The following is a 21,887-nucleotide window of genomic DNA, read 5'->3' on the forward strand; positions in this document are numbered from 1 at the left end:
ACATGGTGCATTTAGTGTTTAGAGGGTCGTCATTCCCGCGCAGGCGGGAATCTTAATGCAACTAAAAAAACCTTGCTAAGGCATTACGATTCCCAATCAAGTTGGGAATGACGGATCACAAAGCAATCTATTGAACCTAATAATTAAGCGTATATGTTACATTGTACGTACGGCCACGGCCGGCATAATAAAAAGTTTCGGGTTTAGCCAAGGCAGCATACAAAATTGATGAACGCTGACTCCAAACTGTTTGGTAATTCTTGTTCAACAGGTTTTGAACACCGATTGATAAGCTTCCGGTAAATATTTTTACTGAGCCCAATAAATCAACCGTGGTATATCCTTTTAATTCGTATTCTTTTAGATTAGTAGAAATTCCTTTCGAATCGAATGAGTGGAAAACCTGTGCTTTTAAGCCAAATACTTTTCCGTTATAACCTATATAACCAGCCAGTTTAGACGGACTTGCCACCGTTACATCCTGCAATGCCCAGGTACCATCGGCATTTTGTTTTTGGGTTTTGATATACAAACCATTTACACCAGCCTCGAAGCCATTTTTCAGGTTAAGCGATAGCGAGCCTTCAAGTCCAAGGTTTCTTACATGCTCATCATACACTTCGATATTGAAAGTGCTGTTGGTTTTTACATTTTTATCTGATAAAGCATAAAAAGCAGCCACTTGCGCATTAAATACACCAGTGCGGTAACGGTAACCAGCCTCGTACTGATCGGTTTTAATACCCGTTAAAGGAGAACTACCTACATTGATAGAGTTACCTAAATTCCAGTTGGTGCCTGCCAGCGTATAAGTTCCCTGACCATAATATTTTGCCGGATCGGCCAGGTTAAATCCTTGCGAATAGTTAAACCAGGCCTGTTGAGGCGCATTGATTTTAAATACCAAACCACCATTAAGCAAATTAACATCATAGTGATTGCTTCCACCCGCAATAGCAGTAGCGTTACGGCCTACACCATAAGCCAAAGGTACAGCAGCTGCTGTGCCTACAAAATCACCAACCTTAACAAACATGCGTTGCTGACGAACACCACCAGATAGGGTTAAGAAATCGGCCAGCTTAAATTGTGCCTGCAAAAAGCCCGATAAGCCATTTACCCTAAAATTAGGATAACGCGCAATAGTAGCAACCGTGGTATTGGTTAAACCGCCGGATGTTGCCGCTTTTACCCTATCGAAAAGCGCTTGCTGTGCATTAAAATTCTCGTTATCGGCATCAATACCATAGGTTAGGTTTAATTTATTCCAGTCTTTATTCAACACCAGTTTTAAAGCACTGTAATTGGTATTCTGGATTGATGAGCCACTGTAAAGCACACCTGGTAAGGCCGCTGTTCCCGGAAATGGGTGAAAGCTAAACTGCTCATTTCTGGCTGCAGCCTGCACGTAAAGGGTTTGTCCGCCCAAAATATCGCTGGCCTGATAGTTAGCATTGATATTGGCGCGGCTTGTTTTAGGATCAACATCTGATGAATAACCATTTCTCATCTCCAAAAGCGATGCATTTGACAATAAGCCGGCGTAGTTAGTACCTAAAAACAAGTCTTTATCACCACGATAGCCCGAATTGTAATACTGCGCATTTACCGTTAACTTTTGATAATCTGTCAATTTAAATTCTGTGCTTCCAAAAAAATCGAAAGACTCGTTGTACTGCAAATCAGTTTGGGTAATATCGGTGAAAATCCGCTTCCCATTGGCTCCATAAGCTGCATTGTTTTTCTGGAAAGCAATACCAATCCGGCCATTCCAATCTTTACTGCCACCCGAAATAGCTTGTGCAACACGAACATCGTGATCGCTTTTTTCTTTCAAACCACTGCGTACACCAACCTGCGTAGTAAAACCTGGCTGACTATCCTGTCCTTTTTTGGTAATGATGTTGATAATACCTCCGGTTGCACCGCCACCGTAAACGGCACTCGCGCCTGATAGTACCTCAATTCTTTCGATATTAAACGGATCGATAGATTCGAACTGACGGCTTACCCCACGCGTGCTGTTGAGCGATACACCATCGATCATAACCAATGCATCTCTGCCACGCTGGTTTTGACCGTAATTGGTACGGCCTTCGGGTCCGGCATCTAAACTCGGAATCAATTGGGCTAACGCCTGTTTAAAGGGCACGCCTGCTTTAACCTGCTCTTGCACTTTTGCGCCATCAACCACCCAAACGGTACCTGGTATCTCACTTATTTTGGTTGGTTTACGCGCCGATACCACTACTACCTCCTGCATGTTGGCCGTAGGGCTTAAGTTGATGATTAAATTGACATTTTGCCCTTTAGCTAAATTTACTTTTTGAAATACGGTAACATAGCCTACATAACTTACCTGTAGCTGATGTGAACCTTCGCTTAGTGCAAGTTCGAAACTACCATCTGCACCAGTAGTAACCGCAGATTTTTTGCCCTGCACTTTAATATTAGCACCACTTAGTGGTGCAGTTTCACCTATTACCTTGCCGGTAATGGTTTGAGCTTTACCTGTAATTATAAACCCACAGATAAGGATTGCAATTAAGTATAGATTTTTCATTAAATGATTTATTTTTTTCGTAAAGCAATCATTTATTTGGATTAAATCCAAATAATAAGAAGCAAATATTTCCGAGAACACCTTCAAAAAAGTAACAAAACATAGATATAAACAATTCATTAACAATAGTTTAAAACTATTTTAAATATTATTTTTAATCAATCTAAATAAAAATATACCTTAGCAGTCGAGATTATAGTCTACACATTACGCTTATTTTAAGTACTCAACTAACCAATTAATCAGTAAAAAACTATCGGCATTTTGCCTGGTATTGTATTGCCTTTTGAACTTAAATTTTGAAAAATTGAAAAACTAATGTTTACATCAGACCTAGAAAAACAGGACCTCATCGATTTCCTTACGGAGAGCCCGGCTAAGGAAATCTTTCACCACGAAAACGAAGCAGAGTACCTGCATGCGGTTGGCAAAGTTACCCAGGCGGTAAAAAAATTCCTGAACCACAACCAGCAGCCCTTTAGCGGTGTATCGCCAGTCAAACTGAAACCCTTATTCGATGCCATCGAATTTGAAAAAACGCACGACAATTACGACGCTTTACTGAAAGAAGTTGAACAGCTTTACACCAACCACGCTATTGCTTTTCATCACCCTACCTACATTGCGCACTTAAACTGTCCCATTGTTATCCCGGCTGTTGCCGCAGAAGTGATGATTTCGGCCATCAACTCCTCTATCGATACCTGGGATCAAAGCTCTGGGGGCACTTTAATTGAGCAAAAATTAATTGAGTGGACCTGCGATCAGATTGGTTATGGCAAAAAAGCCGACGGCATTTTTACCAGCGGCGGTACGCAGAGTAATTTAATGGGGCTTTTACTGGCCAGAGATCATTACGCCATTACCGCCCTGAACCACAACATTAAAGTAAATGGCCTGCCTGCCGAGGCTTCGCGCTTCAGGATTTTTGTTTCTGAAAAAGCACATTTCAGTATTCAGAAAAATGCCTCGCTGTTAGGTCTGGGTGAAAAAGCAGTCATCAAGATTAAAACCGATCGCAGTTTCAGGATGAATACGGTTTTGCTTGAAGACGCTATAAAAAGAGAACTTGCACAGGGAAATATACCAATTGCCATTGTAGGTACAGCGGGCACCACCGATTTTGGTAATCTAGATCCGCTGCAGCAACTGGGCACCATTAGCCAAAAATACAATACCTGGTTCCACATTGATGCGGCTTATGGCTGTGGCTTATTGCTTACCGATAAATACCGTAACCTGCTAAACGGTATCGAACTGGCGCATTCGGTTACGGTTGATTACCATAAATCTTTCTTTCAGCCTGTAAGCAGCAGCGGTTTTCTGGTGCGTGACAAGCACTTTTTCAACCTGATTACGCACCATGCCGATTACTTAAACCCTAAAGATCATGATGACGATGGCCTGCCCAACCAGGTAAATAAATCGATACAAACTACCCGACGCTTCGACGCTTTAAAACTGTGGTTCACACTCCGCATGATGGGTCGCGATAAATTGGGCGGCTATTTTGATACCATTATTGAAACCGCAGCTGAAATAGCCAGCTTATTGCAGGCCGATCATGATATTGAACTTATGAACGAATCGGATATCAGTGCATTGGTATTCAGATACCGCCCTAAAAACGTGCAACTGGATGTATGCGCCATGAACCAATACATAAAAAAAACGATGTTTAATCAAGGTAAAGCCCTGGTGGCCGGCACTAAGATTAACCAGCAATTCTACCTCAAATTTACCCTACTAAACCCGCTTACTACCATCAGCGATATTGAAAACATCATTAAAATCATTAAAAAACATGGAAACGAATACGTTAGACTTAATCAAGCTTCAGCAGATTTCAGAAGAAACTAACTTTAATGCGCTCCTTAACAGTTATTGCCGCGAATTTACCAACTGGACCCGTTATGCAGGTATCCCGAAATACGACGCACCACTGGCTAACTACCTGTCTACTACATCAGACCGTTTGCATATCAGGTTTGATTTTAGCAGCATTGGTTACGAGGTATATGCCCCATTAAAGTTTTATGCAGATAGCGGCCGGCATGTTTTTAATTTCCCGGTTGTAGCACGCGGTATTGAAACAAATACAATTACTGCCATTGATATTTATCGCTTCATGGAATTAGCGGTGCAGTTCAGCACAGCTGAGTTTCCGGATACAGCTGCCGACCAGGTAAAACAACGTTTAGCCAATAGTGTAGAAAACCTTCAGCAATTTCTTTCGTTCTTCCAGCAAAATGGCAAACCGGTAAACTTTGCTAAAATGAACTTTATATCGGCAGAACAATCGCTGTTTTTAGGTCATAATGCCCATCCCCTACCCAAGGGCCGGTCGGGTTTTAACAGTACTGACGAGCTTTTAAAATATTCTCCCGAAACAAAAGGCAGTTTCCAGCTTAGTTATTTCTTAATTGCGGCAGCCAATATCAATGAAAAAAATGCCGAAGGTTTCGATATTACTGATTTGTTCAGGATTGAACTTTTAGAGACGACAAATACAGAAACAATAACAATACTTGATCGGTACCCTAACCACAAAGTGGTGCCCATGCATCCCTGGGAAGCGGATTACCTGCTTGACCAACCTGCTGTACAAGCCATGCGAGCGGAAAAATTGCTGGTTTACCTCGGGCAATTTGGCGATGCCTATACCCCAACCTCATCGGTTAGAACCGTGTACAATGCAGCGAGCGATTGGATGCTTAAATTTTCGCTCCATGTTAAAATCACCAATTCGCAACGCGTTAACCTGGTTAGAGAACTGCACCGTGGTTACGATGTAAGTAAACTTTTAAAAACCACTTTGGGCAAAGCGGCAAAAGCCGAATTCCCTGAAATTGAATTCATTACCGATCCGGCTTTTATTACGGTAAATTATCAGGGGCAAAACATCGATGGCTTTAATATCAGTATCAGGCACAATCCGTTTAAGGGCGAAGAAGCAGAGAAAAACGTAACCCTGCTTGCTGCCTTATGTCAGGATGGCTTGCTGGGCCAAAAACCAAGATTGGTACATGTGATTGAAGAGGCATCGATCAGTAAAAACAAGAGCCTTGCTCATACCGCAGTAAACTGGTTTAAACAATACCTGCACCTGTGCGTAACGCCTATTGTTGGCCTGTACAACAATTACGGAATGGCTTTCGAATTTCACCAGCAAAACGTAATGGTAGAGCTGGATAAGGATTTTTATCCGGCCAAATTGTACTTCAGAGACAACCAGGGCTATTTCTTTAGCGATAGCAAAGCTGAAGCCCTGCAACAGGCATATCCCGAAATTGCAGCAGAAAGCGGTTCTATTGTACCGAATGCGTATATCATTCCGAAACTGACTTATTATTTACTCATTAACAATATTTTAGGCGTAGTAAATGCGCTGGCCAGCAATAACCTGGCTGACGAAAAGACTTTAATCGACCTGGTTTATTTAGAGTTTAAACAATTTGAAAACAGCGATACTACGGGTTTGGTAGATTATATTATTAACCGCCGCAGCTGGGAAGTTAAAGGCAACCTGCTTACCAACCTCTGCAATATCGACGAAGCCAGCGCACCGATTGATAATCCGGCCATTTACCGCGAATTCCCGAATCCCCTCTCAAAATATCTGTTTGCTGAAAACCTGATTAAACCACAAAGCAAAGAGGTGCTATACAGCCGATATTTCCCGAAAGAAGATGTGACGATTAACATCCGTCCTTTTGATATAGACCGTGATCTGGAAATGGTGCACGACTGGTTTAACCAGGAACATGCCAAACCCATCTGGAAAATGGATGGCCCGATTAAAGGGTTAGAGCTTTTTTACCGCACATTACTGCCTAACGATGCCTCGCACAGTTTTATTGGCGAGATAAACGGCGAACCCACCTTCACCATAGAACCTTACTGGCCTATGCGCGATGGCGTAGGCGCTTGTTACGAGGCATTAACTACTGATTATGGTGCGCACCTGCTCATTGCCCCAACCGAAAAAGACAAAAAGTACAGTTTTGAAACCGGCCAGGCTTTAATGGATTTCATTTTTGAGCAGAAAGAGGTAGGCAAATGCATCGGCGAAGCTGCTGTTGAAAGTCGCGCCATGCACATTTTTGTAACCCGACTCGGCTTTAAGCTTGAAAAAGTAATCCAGATGCCATACAAAATGGCCAACCTTACCTTTTGCTACCGCGACTGGTACTGGGAAAAATTCCCCGAAGCCAAAGCTTATGCTCAGGCCAAATTATCACCATTTGAAACGGAGGAAGCCTAATGCAGAACCAGAAAATATATGATATCGTAGGCATTGGCATTGGCCCCTTTAATTTGGGACTTGCCGCCTTGTGCGCGCCTATTAGTGGTTTATCTACCTTGTTTTTAGATCAGGCCAGTGAATTTAACTGGCACCCGGGCATGATGCTGAGCGATGCTACCCTGCAGGTTCCTTTTATGGCTGATCTGGTAACTTTGGCCGACCCAACCAGTGCGTACAGTTTTTTAAACTACCTGAAACAAACCGATCGTTTGTATAAATTTTACATCAGGGAAGATTTTTTTGTGTTGCGCAAAGAGTATAATGCCTATTGCAAATGGGCCATCAGCCACCTTCCTAACTGCCAGTTTGAGCAAAAAGTTACGGCAATACATTACCAAGATGGCATTTACAAGGTAGAGCGGATTAACCTAAACACCGGAACAACTGAAACCGTTTTTACCAAAAAAATTGTACTCGGAACCGGAACAGGGCCAAAAGTACCCGACTTTGTTAAGCCTGCCCTGCACCAAAATGCGATACACTCTTCAGAGTACCTCCAGTTTAAGCAAAGCATTTTACAGCAAAAAACCGTAACCGTAGTGGGTTCGGGGCAAAGTGCTGCAGAGATTTTCTACGATCTTTTACCGGAAACAGAGAACGGACTGCAACTAAAATGGTTTACGCGTCCCGACCGGTTTTTCCCAATGGAATATTCGAAACTAACGCTGGAATTAACTTCGCCAGAGTATGTAGACCATTTTTACAACCTGAGCGATGCCAAACGAAAGCAGTTGCTAAGTAAACAAAATTCGCTATTTAAAGGCATTAACTTCGATCTGATTAACCAGATATTCGATAAACTGTATGAGTTGAGTGTAGATGGCGAACAAATAAATGCAGCACTGATGCCCAACTGCCAGCTGAACAATTTAAACGCCAAAGATAACGGTACTTACAAGCTCGACTTTTACCATACTGAAAGCGAGAAAAACTTTAGTGTAGATACGAATTTTGTGGTACTGGCTACCGGCTATAAGTATAACGAGCCTGCGTTTTTAAGTCCTATTCAAGAACGCATAGGCCGAAATGCCGACGGACTGTTCCAGGTGCACCGCAATTATGCCATTGATGTAAACGGAGATGAAATTTTTGTTCAGAATGCCGAACTGCATACCCACGGTTTTGTAACTCCCGATTTGGGCATGGGTGCTTATCGCAATGCTTCCATTATCAATGCCGCATTGGGATTCGAAATTTACAAGGTAGAAAAACGCATTGCCTTCCAGCAGTTTAGCATCCCAGATGAAAAACCGGAGAATGAATTTGCAGAGGAACAAATGCAATTTATAGTTGGTCGGGATTTGTAATCCCGACCGGAGATAAGTAAAGTCCGGATTACGAATCCGGACTAACTAGGCGCAAATCCGGACTAACAACACCATTAAAAAACAACACCATGAATTACAACAACTTTGATCAAATAAAACCTTTAAAAAAAGAAATCTGGGATAAGGTAAATCTCAACTATATCGCTAAATCGATAGTCGAACTGATGCATGAAAAACTGGCCGAACCTGCGTTGGTAGGCAGCAGTACACCGGGCTGGAATGATTACCATTTAGCCACCGACAGTGCAGCGATTTACTACACCTTTTCGGGTCAGGAACGTGCACTCGATTACCTGCATATCGACAAAAAGAGCATTAAAAAATTTGTAAACGGTGAAAGCGTGGCGGTAAATAATGCACCGGCATTTTACACTGAGCTGCAGCAAACCTTCGGTATTAAACCTTTTACGCTGGCACATTTTATAGAAGAAACCTTAAATACCCTTTATGCCGATGCCTACATTCACGAAAAAGGCAGGTTAAGCGCCGATGAACTGGCCAATGCAGATTACCAAACGATAGAACACCAAATGGATGGTCACCCATGGGCAACCATTAACAAAGGCCGTATAGGTTTTAACCATAGCGATCAGGGTAAATATGCGCCCGAAGCGGCACAAAAAACGCGCCTGGCCTGGCTGGCGGTACACCATAGCAGGGCATCGTTTAAAAGCATTGAAAGTATTTCGGCATTTTCTTTCTACAATGAAGAGCTAAGCTTAAAACAGGTACACGATTTTAATCAGGTGCTTTTGGAGCAACAGTTGCAACCTGCCGATTATTTCTTTATCCCGGTGCACGAATGGCAGTGGAACAATAAAATTGTGCTTCAACTGGCGCATGATATTGCCCTCCAGTTAATTGTACCAGTTGGTTTGGGCGCAGATGAGTATATGTGCCAAAACAGTATCCGTACCTTTTTTAATGTAAGCGAACCTAAAAAACATTATGTAAAAACGGCCATTTCTATTTTAAACACTTCCATTTTCAGGGGCCTATCGCCTAAAAAACTGGCTATTGCACCAAGGGTAACCCAATGGGCTAAAGATATGTTGCAAGGCGATGAATACCTGAAACAAACCCGCGTTGTGCTTTTGGGCGAGGTGGCTACCGTAGCCTATACACACCCGCAGTATAGCGAAATTCCCGGATCCCCTTACCAATACCAGGAGTTTTTAGGTGCTATTTGGCGCGAAAGTGCCGAAAATTACCTACTAGAAGACGAAACCATCATGACCATGGCCAGCTTGCTTTATGTAGATGATCAGGGCAAGAGCATGGTGCAGGCATTGATCGAAAAATCGGGACTGGATGCTGCGATCTGGTTAAATGCTTATTTATCGGCTTACTTAAAACCCATACTCCGCATATTTTACAAACATGCCTTCTTCTTTAGTCCGCATGGCGAAAATACCATACTGGTTATGAAGAACGGTGTACCTGAAAGGATTATCATCAAAGATTTTGTGGAAGAAATTGTACTCACCGACGAATCGAAAGCTAAATTACCAGAAGACCTGGTGGATGTTTTAAGAGAAATTAACGATGAACTTGCTCCCCTGTTTATCCTCTCGGGCATTTTTGATGCCGTTTTCAGGTATCTGGGCAATATTTTTCACAGCTATGTGGGTTTGGATGAGAAGCAGTTTTGGCGCCAAGTGGCAGATGTAATTTTAGCTTTCCAGCAGGAAAATCCTGAATTATCTTCCAAATTCGAAAAATTCGATCTGTTTGTGCCTGAGTTTATCCGCGTATGCATTAACCGAGTAAGGTTACTTACCCATGGTTACAGTGAAAGTACTGATGTACCCGTACCGGAATTGATTGGTACGTTGGTGAATCCGGCAGCGGAGGCTTTGAGGGAAGATGTTTTAGCATAATTGGGTAAATCTTCACTACGCGGAACGAAGATATTGTATCATAATATTAGAATTATCATCCTGAGCTTGTCGAAGGACTTGCCTGAATACTGTGCGAGACGTTTCGACAGGCTCAACGTGACAAGCTTCTAGAAAAAATATGGCTTGTTATACTATTGCAATACTCTATCTATGCTTTATCTATACTGGAACTATGCTCTACCTATGCCTGATAAAAGACGTTAACCCTGTATAAAAGAACTGTAGGCTATTTGGCTAATAGTGATGGATATTTTTCATGAACTAATCTAATAGTTATTCCGTTAAAATATTTATATTGGCCTTATAATTTCTTATTTATGAAAAGTATCTTGTTTATCTTTTTATCGGCACTATTATTTGAAACACCAACTATTGAAAAGGACCGCGAGCGTTGGAAACCTTATTACAGTGAGATTAGCCCCGCTAGAACGGCCGACCAGTGGTACCTTCCATTTGATGTAGCCAACCGTAAAAAGGTAAACAATATTAAAATTATCAGCATTTTCGGCGATCACCGCGATAGTTATGTTAAAGGACATATCCACACTGCGATTGACATTAACCCTGCCCAGCCCAAAAGCAAACTGGTTAGTGTTTACGCCATGGCTAATGGTACTGTTTGTTCGATACATTTAGGCGAAAACCAGCGCACTGTAGTGGTGAAACATAAATTGCCCAATGGCACAACGATGTTTACAACCTATAAACATTTAAAGGAAGTATATGTTAGCAACGGCCAAAACGTAGATCAGACTACCAAACTGGCGCGCCTGTTTACCCCGCAGGAAAGCAAAAAATATGGAGGCGATTATCATCACCTGCATTTAGAAATCAGGAAGAAATTTGATGATTACGGCTGTGCAAGCTGGTTAACTTTTACCAACAGCCAATTGAACGAGCGGTTTTACAATCCACAGCTATTTATTAAGGAATATGTTAAATAGTAAAAGTATCCCATTACAGCAGTCTGGCAACATTTATACTTAACAGAAAGGATTAATTTTAGGATTCTGATTTATTTTTTGGCGACAAATATCTAAATTACGAAGAAACCTTCGTGCTACAAGCAGCATCAAATCATGAGGGTCATGAAAGCTTCCTGCAGTGCGCAGCGCCAAATCATTGAAGGTATGAAAGCTTCCCTCCATGGGCGGCTTGGAATAATTCTAAATAAGAAAGTTTTAGAGATTATAATTAAAAACCTACGAGGTTTTTGAGCAAAGTGCCCAATAAAACCTGATAGTTCTAGAAACAAAAATCCAAAGGTTAAAAGACCTATGAGGTTTCTAAGCAATATGCTTATTAAAACCTCATAGGTCTTCGAATAAAAGCCCAAATCCTAAAAAACCTATGAGGTTTTAAGAGCAATGTGTCCATTAAAACCTCGTAGGTCTTCGAATAAAAGCCCAAATCCTAAAAAACCTATGAGGTTTTAAGAGCAATGTGTCCATTAAAACCTCGTAGGTTTGAAGTGTGAAATTTCGGAAAACCGGGTTAAAACTTAATTTTCAAAACGCATTTTTCCCTGCTTTCATCATTGATGAGTCCATCAGGTAGCGTAATTCTCAGCCCTTTAGCGTCCTGCTTCCATTTTATGGTAAAGTCTTCGTCGGCCATTGCCAGCGATTTCACTTTTAAAATAGCTGTAGACAAAGATTTGATAATCAGCTCGCCATGATTAAACTCCAGCAGCTCAATATTCAGTTCATCGGCTTCGCCAGAATAAAAAATGATGGGATTAACCTCATAAATTTTCAGCTCTTTTGTTTTTGATGTTATTTTTGCGCTTAAAGCCATACCCGTTAATTTATTTTTGATTGAATAGCTTTTAAACTTAGTTTACCGGCGGAAAATTGAAAGGTTTCCAGGCAGGCAAAGCTGCCAGTTCTTTCTGGGTTTGCTCACTAATATCAACTCCCCAGGTATTAAAAAATGACGCAAGGTTGCGTTTTACGATGTTCGAATAGGTTTTAACCCATAAATCACGTTTCTGCTGATCGTTAAGTTCGCCTATAGCTGGTCCGATTTTTTGATATTCTTTAAAGAAAGATTTAAAGCTCTCCCAGCCAAATCCTTCCTGCATCTGGCGAAACATGATTAAACCTAAGAAAGGATCTTTTTTCCATTTTTCGTAGCTGGCTCCTTCTGCGAAATATTTTTTCATCATTTTCTGTGTGTTTGCACTCGATACACCTGTGTGCGAATCGTCTCTTCCGCCCATTAATCTATCGAACATGTACAGCGAAAAGAAGTTGTTGCTCACTTCGGTTGTACCGCCAAAAACCCAGTTTAAGTTTTGCATGTTATGCCCTATTTCGTGAAAAAAGCCCCAGTTTGCGCCACCTTTACTAGGTTTCATCAGCAACTCCGGGTTGGCCATAATTTCGTTAGAAACCATGTGCCTCGAAGGCGAATGGTGAATCATGATCGGATAACCACTGTGCATATAACCTCCCCCAATATGCTCATCGGGAACCATGCGTTGTGCGCGGTAAAACGGAGCAGGCATATTGGCCAGATCGAGCTCACCCAATACTACCAGATCCCACAGTTTAAGCACCTCTTCAGGTTTTTTAATGGTTTGCAAAACACTATCCGGCAGGGTTAAAATTACATTTTCAGTAGCCATTTCTCCCCATGGCGCTTTATTGTTCTTCAACTGGTTTTCCCAATCGCTTTGCGTGCTTTTGCCTAAAACAAAAAGTGGTGCCGCTACCGCATGACTAATTTTGAAATCAATTTTTCTGCTGGCAGCCTGCGGTTTAACATCAATGTAAATTAAACCGCCAAAAGGCGAAGCCAACCTGTTTTTGCCCACTACCAGTTTTTGTTTCTTGGTAATAATCGGCATCCGGCGCCAATCTTCCTTGCCTGCAACCCAATAATTCAGGCGGTCGCTATGCGCGCCAATCTGCACTTCAAGTTCGCTTACATCGGCATTTTTAGGCACGTCAATTTCAATGTATTCGCCGGCTTTGGCATATAAACCCGTGCTGTACATGGTGGCATTATCGTAACCCGAATAACCCAAGGTTGATACAATTGAGACCAGACTATCGGCCATTTTTTTATGCTCGATGCTTACTGTTTTATTGATAAACTGGAAGCCTTCTTTAACGGCACCTGGAAAAATATTAGCAGAGGGCTGTGCTTTAACGCTTTTATAATCGGTGCTTTTTAATGTTTCATCGCTCCATTTGGCTATGGCTTTCCTAAATTCTGTATCAGTTTTAGCAAGTGTATGCTCGGGCGAGATAACAATAGTTGCCGGATCTTTAGCTACATCCTGGGCAAAAGCAGTTAAACCACCTGCCATAAGTGCGAGTGTTAATGCTGATTTGATTGGTGTTTGGTTCATTGTGTTTTAGTTGGGATGGTTTAGTATTTTGAAGTAGGTTATACTTTTTTCAAGCGGAAAACTTTGGTTTCGTGAGCAGTTACTTCACCTATCCACTTGTTATTTTTGCCAATAATTTTGTGTTGCCACAAATCTTTAATCTCATATTTATTAGCCAGGCCCAGTTCTGCAAAGTTTACTTTGGCACTTTGTGTTGAGGCTGATTTGTTTAAAATAGCGATGGCGAAATCGCCATTGGCCAGAGGTCGTACAAAGATATCCCAGGTATCGGTTTTAATTTTACGTTCGGCCTGTTTGCCCAAAGCATCCTGGTTTAAGGCAATAACTTCGGCATTGGTAAAAATGGCTTTCGCTTCATCGTCCATTTTGCGGATATCGCAACTGGCATACAGTGGCGAGTTAAGCATGCTGTATAAACTCATCTGGCTCTGGTACTCAGCCTTTGTGCAACCCACGCCATTAAAAGCAGAAGAAGGCCCTTTGGTGCCATGCAAACCAGCTACAAGCATATCGCCATCGTTCCACTTACCCGGACCTGAAAAGCTGGCCAATCCTGCCATTTTATCAACCACGTTATAAATCCCCACACCGCCTTTACCTTCGGTATCCAGCCATTTATCCCTGATATCGAAAGTGGTACGCCAGCTTTGGCCGCCAACTTGTGCGCCCCAGTTCCAGGGTTCGCGTGGGCCCCATTCGCAAATGCCCAATACGATATCCCTGCCCGATTTGCGTAAGGCCTGGGCGATTTTACCATAACGTTTCTTCGCGGTTTCTACATCCTCTGGTGCGTTGCAATAGTCGTATTTCAGGTAATCGATTCCCCACGATGCAAAGGTTTTGGCATCCTGGTCTTCGAAATTTAAACTGGCAGTATAACCACCACAGGTTAAAGGAGCGGCATCTGAATAAATGCCGAGTTTCATCCCTTTATCGTGCAGATAATCGGCCAGCGCTTTAATGCCTGATGGGAATTTCTTAGCATCGGCTATGATGTTGTTTTTATTATCGCGACCGCCCTGCCAGCAATCATCTAAAAAGATATATTGATAACCTGCTTTAACCATTCCGCTGGTTACCATCGCATCGGCCATTTCTTTAATATCTTTTTCGTTCGGATTTTCTGACATGATATTCCAGCTCATCCAGCCCATAGGTGGCGTTGCTGCTAATTTTGTTTCTTGTGCAAAGCTGATTTGGACAAATAACAATAAGGTAAAACAGATTTTGATAAATCTCATATTTTCTTTGGATACCGCGTTCTTCATTTCATTAAAAAAGAACAGTCGTCATTCTCACACAGGTAGGAATCTTAATACTAATGTTTTAAGATTCCCAATCAAATTGGGAATGACGACCATCTATGTTACTTAATAGGTTTAATGTAATAGCTGTAATTGTAATCTTTGAAAGGAATCTGATACTGGATTAATGGCATAGAGCCCCAGCTATCAATTCCCTGTACACCCAGTTGCTGTAAATCCATGTGTACATAAATCTGATTACGCTTTACCAGTTCGCCTGAGTGGTATTGTTTTTTCTCTGCCTCAGGATCTAAATCTTCAACTGCGTAAGGCAGTGCATTAAAGCTCAATAACTGATCGGCAAATTCGAAGCGTAAACCTTTACCGGCTTTATCGGTGAAATTTACCCAGCGCACTTCAGTTTTATTACCACTCTCCTGCGGACGGGCATAGGGGAAATACTGATCGGCAACGGTTGATTTATAGGTTCCGATTAAGGAAGCCGTTTTTCTATCAACATAATTTTCGCTCGGACCACGGCCATACCATTGAATATTGCTGTATTCGTTTTTCAACTGCAAATCGTTACCGATACGCATTAAACTTTTGTAATTGCCTGTTACTGCTTTAAATTGGTTATCAACTTTAACGGTACCATCAGCCAGAACAGTAAATTGCTGAGTGGTTTCGGCATCGCCTTTTAACAGCGATGAATTAACGGTTAGTGTAAAGCCATCGGCAGTTGAATTTACAGTAGATTTGATATTGGCGGCATCATTATCCTGATACACATTGCGCCACATCCTTAACCTGGTATTTAAACCTGCACCAATATCATTATCGGTTGGTGCACGGTAAAAGCCCGGCTGTGGGCCAGCGGCCAACAACTCACGACCTTTAGAGAGGTAACTGATTAAAGTTCCTTTTTTAAGATCGAAAGTAATGGTAAAATCACTGCCTTTAACAATTGCGCGATCGGCAGTTTGCTCAACCTTTAAAGCTTTTTTACCAGCAGTGTAGGTATTAGCCTTCGGTGTTCCTGCCAAAGCAATCTGCTCGTAAGCAATTTCATAACCCTTTTCTAAAAATGGCTCGGCTGTTTTTAAGCGGTAACGCACATTTAAGAAATATTCTTTACCGCTTGCATACTTCGTATTAAATGGAATGGTTAGTGTTTGGCTTTGGCGCGGACCAACATTCAGGTTATTTACCACACCGGTTTGCACTACTTTGCCATCTTCTACCAACTCCCAGTTTAGCTGCACATTGCTAATATCTTTAAAGAAATAACTGTTATTTACATTTATCTGATTGGTACCATTAAAAGTTGTCTTAATGTACTGATGTACTTTTTTAAGTTCAACAGCCATTGGAGTCATTCCGCGATAAGCCGTAACCACGCCTTTAACACAAAAATCGTTATCGCTAAAGTTTTCATCAACCGGGCCACTCAAAGGAAAATCGCCACCGTAAGCCATAATACGCTTACCGTTTTTTACGGTATCGATGGCCTGATCGATCCATTCCCATACAAAACCACCCTGTAATTTTGGATTGTTTTCGATGGCATCCCAATACTCTTTAAAATTACCCAAACTGTTGCCCATGATATGTGCGTATTCGCTCATGATAAACGGACGGGTTTCTTTTTCCTGTTTCGAATAACGGGGCAGGTAATTTGGCGAAGGATATTGCGGTACAATCATATCGGTATTGAAATCATTTTCGGCCCTTTCGTACTGCACCGGACGGAAGTCTTTGGCTTTTAACCACTCATAAGCTTCGTAAAAGTTAACGCCATTACCCGCTTCGTTACCTAACGACCAGGTAATAACCGAAGCATGGTTTTTATCGCGCTCGTACATGCGGGTAATGCGCTCCAGGTGTGGAACGCGCCATTGTTTATCGTTGGCAAAAGTTGTTTCCAGACTGTAATAACGGCCATGCGATTCGATATTGGCTTCATCAATTACGTACAAACCATATTCATCGCAAAGTTCCATCCAATAGGGATCGGGCGGGTAATGTGAATGACGCACGGCATTTACATTCAGCTTTTTCATCATTTCCATATCCTTTTCCATATCGGCATGGGTTAAAGTATGGCCCTGAGTGGCATTGTGCTCGTGCCTGTTTACGCCTTTTAAAAATACACGCTTACCATTAACCAGTAAATCGCTGCCCTTAATTTCTACCGAACGGAAGCCCACACGCTGTGGAATTACTTCGATTACTTTATCGTTTTTATCTTTTAAAGTGATGTATAAGGTATATAGATAAGGTACTTCTGCCGACCAGTTTTTAACATTGTTAATCTGTGCCTTGAAATTAAGATCGGTTTTATAGTTACCCAATACTTTTTGCAGTTTGGCCGCTTCTTTCCACACGTTATTTCCTTTGGCATCTACCAGATCGAGTGCTACATAAAAACTATCAGGTCGGCTGTGGTTGGTGCGTTGATCTATTTTATAATTCTGAACGGCTAAATCAACATTCAGCAGTCCGTTGGTATAGCTTGCATCGAGCGTACCTGATACTTTAAAATCACGGATATCCAGTTTCGGGGTAGCATACAGATACACTTCACGCTCGATACCGGAGATGCGCCACATATCCTGACACTCTAAATAACTGCCGTCGCTCCACCTGTACACCTGCAGGGCAATTGTATTTTCGCCTGGTTTTACGTACTTGGTGATATCAAATTCGGCTGCCAGCTTGCTATCTTCGCTGTAACCTACTTTTTTGCCATTTACCCAAATATAAAAGGCCGATTTAACTGCTCCTAAGCTGATAAATACCTGCTTATCGCCCCAATTAGCCGGGATATTGATTTTTCTGCGGTATGAACCTACCGGATTGTTGTCTTCCGGGATATCGAAAGGCGGATTCATGCGGTTACCTGTAAGCTGCCTACCGGCAAACTCGTATGGCTGATTCACATATATAGGTAGCCCGTAACCGTTTACTTCCCAGTTTGCAGGTACTTTAAAGTTATCCCATCCCTTATCGTCGAAATCTACCTTATAAAAATCTGTTGGTCGTTTACGTGGGTCTTTTACCCAGTTAAATTTCCAGGTTCCGTTTAAGGATAAAAAGTAGGCTGATTTTTCTTTAGCTCTTTTAGCGGCAAGCTCCTGGCTTTCGAAAGCAAAGGCCGAGGCCCGCATAGGCAAACGGTTTACCGAAACCACTTCAGGTGTTTGCAGCTCGGCTGGCAGTTGTTGTGCACCAACTTGACCGGCTACCCATAATGAGGTAAATAAAATGGTTAATTTTCTCTTCATTGTGTGTGTATAATATTAGGTTTTGTGCATCCAAATTACGGATGATTGGGTGATTATGGTAAGCATATTTTAGCGCAAACGTTTGAGTTTTAAATATGTTACTGAACGGTTACGTTATTTGGAATTGATTAGTACTAAGGTGTAGAAATTATACTATTAATGCGCTTATAAAATCCCTTTAAACAGAAAAAACCCTTTGCCTCCTCCGGAGGCAAGGGTTTCACTAACTAAACTAACTACTATTTTAAGAATTCTATTTCATACTGATTTAAGAAAGGATTACCATCAATGCCAAAATCTGCCAAGATTTTAATGTTCATCCAGTACAACATATTTGCACTAACAGTTGCCGGTGTAAGTGCTATGGATTTACCTGCTGCATTTGCATCAGGCGTTACCGATGGTGGTACATCTGTTCCCATGGCTTTCCAGGTAAACGGCCCGTAAAGCGCCATGTCGTAGCCTCCTGGTGCTTTATTTGCCAGGTAAGCATCCGTTCCTTCGTTATTTTGCCAATAGCCAATTAAATTGCTATAGTTCGGGTGTTTGGTAATGTCTTTTAAGGCCACATTTGCCTGAACCGTTGCTGCATCTAACGCGACATTGAAATAAGCTAACTCTGCTCCCTGAAAACTTAAACCGGTACCGCCCGAAAACTGTTTATAACCCAGGGTTAACTTTTCAGAAGTCGATAAACTTTTATGAGCACTGATATTTATACTTGCGTTCTGTGCTCCATCCGTATACAACGTAACCGTTCTGGTGGTGGTATTAATATATTTAACCGTCATGGTTAAAGTATGCCATGCACCATCGAAAACTATACCTCCTCCATTAACCTCTTGCCTACCAGTACCTGAACCGTTATTTGTACCTCCAAAAGAAACATTCCACTTTTTTGAATCGGTTTGAAACCACATCCATCCAGTTTGTGTACTACCACTAATGAGGGTACTTTTTGATAAGAAACCTACATAATAATTCTCGCTGTTAAATTTAGCTTGCATCTGAACAGTGAAATCCTTATTCGATCCAGAATCATATAAACCATTATCATTATTAACCTGTGCACCTATACTGGTACTGTTAAACAATGGTGTGTTAAATCCTCTTTTCTTTATCTCTTCTTGTTTAAAATTTTTATTCGAAGCGATCAAAAATCCCGACTGCGGATTTACACTACTACCACCATGATTTGTAGTAAGAATAATCAACCAATCTTCCTTTGCATAGTTTTTTCTTGCTCTTAAAGCAGTTATGATATTGCCCACATATTCATCAGATTTTAAAATGGCATTTTTATAATTGGCATTACTTGCCACAAAGCCACCATTGCCTCCTGCCGTTTCTGCATCTCTGAAGTGAACCATAACTGCACCAACACCATCCTGTTTAGTTAAAACATTAATCGTACTGTCTTTAACAGCTAAATCGGTGCTTACCACAGGAGAAAAATCAGCATTTCTTAAATATTTGCGCAAATTATCCCAAGGTGTAATAACTGCGGTTTTTGTAGCCTTATACTGGGTAATGTAATCCAGAACATTTCTATACGATTTAATTTCTGCATGATCATCGCCGTTAGGATCTTGTATTCTTTCGAAATTATCGGTTCCTATAGAATGCTTAGCAAAACTTACTCCTGTTACCATGGTTACCCACGAAGCTACGTCGTTACCAACCCCACTTTTTTGCACCTCGAAAGAATACTTTGATGTTTTTTGCAGTTCAGCAAGATTGGGTGCATCAATAGCCTTTAATTCACTACCTGTAACCCCATCAATACTGATTAAGATTACCTTTCGCTGAATACTATTAAGTGGTTTTAGCTCTTCAAATACTGGCGGAGGGTTATCGTATTTTTTACAGGCTGTAAAAGCTACAGGAATAAATAAAGCTGCAGCGATAATATTTTTAAATTTATTTGAATTCTTCATCTTCTTTAAATTTAGAGGGTTATTTAATTACACCTAACTCAGCCATAGCTGCATACGGAAATGAGGCTACCGGTGTATTCCATCCATCTTTCAACAAAACTTTGAAAAATTTACCAAAAACAGGTCCGCTTGGAAAGGTAAAGTCGTAACGCGAAAACGCATTAGGTATTTGTGTTGTGGCAACGCTGGTAAAATTAACGTTATCGCTACTTACCAATATTTCGATGTTCTTTACGCGTTGGGCTGTAGAATTTCTTGGAACGAAATACATTCCCTTAATTGTCATTCTCTTATTTTCGCTATACACAATGGTATATGGGTAACCTTGTGCAGCACTTGGTGCCGGACTATATTGCGAATGCCAATAGGTTGCTGTATTATTATCGAGCATTGCAGCAGGACTACCTTCGTTTGACTGGTTAGAACTTACAGTTACACCCGGTGCATAAGAAATAGCTGCAGTACCGCCAGTTTTATTTAAAGGGTTATAGGTCCAAATCTGATTGGTTAAAATTGGATATTTGGCTGCTAATTTAGCTACCACTGCATCGCTAATAGAAATACCCCATGCATCGAAAAACGGAGCCAAGTCAGTTTGTGTATAATCTGATAATTTTTCGTATACAAAATTATGCATGCTAATATCGCTAGTATTCAAGCGGGCAGCGTGGCGGGCCTCCGAATAAAGGTAGGTCATTGCGCCATAACCATATTTTTCGAAAATCTGTACAAACGGTGTCATCCGTTTAAACGGATCGTTCATCGCCCCATCTGCATCAAAATTTTTGGTTCCTGTACCAGTAGCGTAAGTGATGGCCTGAGGGAAACCGCTTGAAACTGCCGGGTGCAAAATGTTATAATCGGCTCCTATCCTATTGGCAACCTTAAAACTGAACAGGTTGTTGGTGGTTTCGCCTAAAGTACTCCAGCTCCAAACTTTAGTTTGCTGGCAGTTATGCCCAAACTCGTGATAAGAACCCCATTGACCTGCACTGGTGGTAATATTTTTTAGACTTGTAAAACCTTTAAACCATTCATTGTCATTTAAACCCACAAAAGGGAAACCACTATGGCCGTAACCTGCTGACAACTGAATATCTAATATTCCTCGCCATGGCCCTTGCGGGCTTTTGTCTTTTGCATCAGCTGCATTATCTGATAAACCCATCCAGGCGTTGTAATCCAAATCGAATACATCGTTCCACTTGCCCAATGCTACTGTTGGGTTAGTATATGGCTCTGATGAGCTAAATGTTGCTACAATTTTATCTCTTGGCACCAGGAAAATTACGCGTTTACTACGCAATTCCAGCCAAGGCACCTGAGAAGCTTTTACTTTATTTACCCAATCTGCATCTACTGTTTGGCCGAGAATAAAATCGGGAGAAACGCAGGCATTGGTAATGGTAAACTCTACCGGGTTTGGATAGGCCCTGCCTGCACGGATATAAATGGTACCACCATATAAATTACGTACATAGTTTGCACCAGCATACAGTTGCTGGCGCATGTAAATAACCGGATCGCGCAATAAGGGAGACTTACCAGAAAGATTATCGGTGTGCCCGCCTACCTGAACGGTTAAACCTTCAATACCTGCCGGAACATCGATTTTAACCAGTTCGCCAGGTGCGGCATAATATCCCGTACTGTATTGTGGCTCAGGCGCTACCTGTATACGCAAATTATCGGCGGTTTGATCGGTAAAGTTTAAATCTAAGGTAAACTTGGCATTTTGAACACGAGGCTCTGATTGATCAACCAGCCCCGGGAACACCCTAGCTTTTGCATACATCGATTTATCGATTATCTTCATATTGGTATCAATTTTACCTGCTGCCACATTCTGAGAATCATCAGGATAGCCATCTGGTATATTGTAACCATATTTTTTACAAGCTGCCAGACTTAATAATAAGGCTGCAGCGCATGATATAGTGAAATGATTAATTTTCATATACAA

The 21,887-nt window shown here is 41.5% G+C and carries 12 protein-coding genes; 5 read left to right on the forward strand and 7 right to left on the reverse strand.

Translation table 11 applies throughout. The annotated features are described in order from the left end of the window. Nucleotides 1-136: 136 nt before the first annotated feature. Entirely contained in the window at nt 137-2,563 is a 2,427-nt protein-coding gene (locus DBR40_RS25785) for a TonB-dependent receptor (protein ID WP_158674142.1), read from the reverse strand. A gap of 318 nt (nt 2,564-2,881) precedes the next feature. Here DBR40_RS25785 and DBR40_RS25790 point away from each other — a divergent pair, with 318 nt between their 5' ends. From DBR40_RS25790 to DBR40_RS25810, 5 genes are all read left to right on the forward strand, one after another. Further along, complete coding sequence (locus DBR40_RS25790; protein ID WP_124562612.1) at nt 2,882-4,423, forward strand: pyridoxal phosphate-dependent decarboxylase family protein; 1,542 nt, start codon at nt 2,882-2,884, stop codon at nt 4,421-4,423. Beyond that, on the forward strand, nt 4,368-6,827 hold the full coding sequence (locus tag DBR40_RS25795; protein WP_124562613.1) for a GNAT family N-acetyltransferase: 2,460 nt from the start codon (nt 4,368-4,370) through the stop codon (nt 6,825-6,827). Before DBR40_RS25790 ends, DBR40_RS25795 begins: the two co-directional genes overlap by 56 nt. Continuing rightward, nucleotides 6,827-8,176 (forward strand): lysine N(6)-hydroxylase/L-ornithine N(5)-oxygenase family protein, encoded by a 1,350-nt coding sequence (locus tag DBR40_RS25800; RefSeq protein WP_124562614.1) that lies wholly within the window; start codon nt 6,827-6,829, stop codon nt 8,174-8,176. Before DBR40_RS25795 ends, DBR40_RS25800 begins: the two co-directional genes overlap by 1 nt. Nucleotides 8,177-8,265: 89 nt before the next feature. Beyond that, the gene (locus DBR40_RS25805; RefSeq protein WP_124562615.1) at nt 8,266-10,077 is read left to right on the forward strand and encodes an IucA/IucC family protein; all 1,812 of its coding nucleotides are present in this window, start codon (nt 8,266-8,268) and stop codon (nt 10,075-10,077) included. Between the two features lie 338 nt (nt 10,078-10,415). After that, nucleotides 10,416-11,042 carry a M23 family metallopeptidase gene (locus tag DBR40_RS25810; protein WP_124562616.1) on the forward strand — a complete coding sequence of 209 codons (627 nt, stop codon included), beginning with the start codon at nt 10,416-10,418 and terminating at the stop codon, nt 11,040-11,042. Between the two features lie 550 nt (nt 11,043-11,592). Here DBR40_RS25810 and DBR40_RS25815 read toward each other — a convergent pair. From DBR40_RS25815 to DBR40_RS25840, 6 genes are all read right to left on the reverse strand, one after another. Next, complete coding sequence (locus DBR40_RS25815; protein WP_124562617.1) at nt 11,593-11,895, reverse strand: hypothetical protein; 303 nt, start codon at nt 11,893-11,895, stop codon at nt 11,593-11,595. Nucleotides 11,896-11,932: 37 nt separating this feature from the next. Beyond that, a complete protein-coding gene (locus tag DBR40_RS25820) occupies nt 11,933-13,456 on the reverse strand; it encodes a M60 family metallopeptidase (RefSeq protein WP_124562618.1) in 1,524 nt (507 codons plus the stop codon). Between the two features lie 38 nt (nt 13,457-13,494). Then, a complete protein-coding gene (locus tag DBR40_RS25825; protein ID WP_199748431.1) occupies nt 13,495-14,697 on the reverse strand; it encodes a glycoside hydrolase family 27 protein in 1,203 nt (400 codons plus the stop codon). A gap of 125 nt (nt 14,698-14,822) precedes the next feature. Continuing rightward, complete coding sequence (locus DBR40_RS25830; RefSeq protein ID WP_124562619.1) at nt 14,823-17,987, reverse strand: glycoside hydrolase family 2 TIM barrel-domain containing protein; 3,165 nt, start codon at nt 17,985-17,987, stop codon at nt 14,823-14,825. A gap of 239 nt (nt 17,988-18,226) precedes the next feature. Beyond that, nucleotides 18,227-19,924: an alkaline phosphatase family protein gene (locus DBR40_RS25835; protein ID WP_124562620.1), complete on the reverse strand. Its 1,698-nt coding sequence runs from the start codon at nt 19,922-19,924 to the stop codon at nt 18,227-18,229. Between the two features lie 19 nt (nt 19,925-19,943). Next, on the reverse strand, nt 19,944-21,881 hold the full coding sequence (locus DBR40_RS25840) for a M60 family metallopeptidase (protein ID WP_124562621.1): 1,938 nt from the start codon (nt 21,879-21,881) through the stop codon (nt 19,944-19,946). Between the last annotated feature and the right edge of the window lie 6 nt (nt 21,882-21,887).

The organism is Pedobacter sp. KBW01, assembly GCF_003852395.1.
Taxonomy (GTDB): Bacteria; Bacteroidota; Bacteroidia; order Sphingobacteriales; family Sphingobacteriaceae; genus Pedobacter.

Coding starts and splice junctions, on each gene's coding strand:
- DBR40_RS25785 (WP_158674142.1), bottom strand. CDS start 2,563: ATGAAAAATCTATACTTAATTGCAATCCTTATCTGTGGGTTTATAATT.
- DBR40_RS25790 (WP_124562612.1), top strand. CDS start 2,882: ATGTTTACATCAGACCTAGAAAAACAGGACCTCATCGATTTCCTTACG.
- DBR40_RS25795 (WP_124562613.1), top strand. CDS start 4,368: ATGGAAACGAATACGTTAGACTTAATCAAGCTTCAGCAGATTTCAGAA.
- DBR40_RS25800 (WP_124562614.1), top strand. CDS start 6,827: ATGCAGAACCAGAAAATATATGATATCGTAGGCATTGGCATTGGCCCC.
- DBR40_RS25805 (WP_124562615.1), top strand. CDS start 8,266: ATGAATTACAACAACTTTGATCAAATAAAACCTTTAAAAAAAGAAATC.
- DBR40_RS25810 (WP_124562616.1), top strand. CDS start 10,416: ATGAAAAGTATCTTGTTTATCTTTTTATCGGCACTATTATTTGAAACA.
- DBR40_RS25815 (WP_124562617.1), bottom strand. CDS start 11,895: ATGGCTTTAAGCGCAAAAATAACATCAAAAACAAAAGAGCTGAAAATT.
- DBR40_RS25820 (WP_124562618.1), bottom strand. CDS start 13,456: ATGAACCAAACACCAATCAAATCAGCATTAACACTCGCACTTATGGCA.
- DBR40_RS25825 (WP_199748431.1), bottom strand. CDS start 14,697: ATGAGATTTATCAAAATCTGTTTTACCTTATTGTTATTTGTCCAAATC.
- DBR40_RS25830 (WP_124562619.1), bottom strand. CDS start 17,987: ATGAAGAGAAAATTAACCATTTTATTTACCTCATTATGGGTAGCCGGT.
- DBR40_RS25835 (WP_124562620.1), bottom strand. CDS start 19,924: ATGAAGAATTCAAATAAATTTAAAAATATTATCGCTGCAGCTTTATTT.
- DBR40_RS25840 (WP_124562621.1), bottom strand. CDS start 21,881: ATGAAAATTAATCATTTCACTATATCATGCGCTGCAGCCTTATTATTA.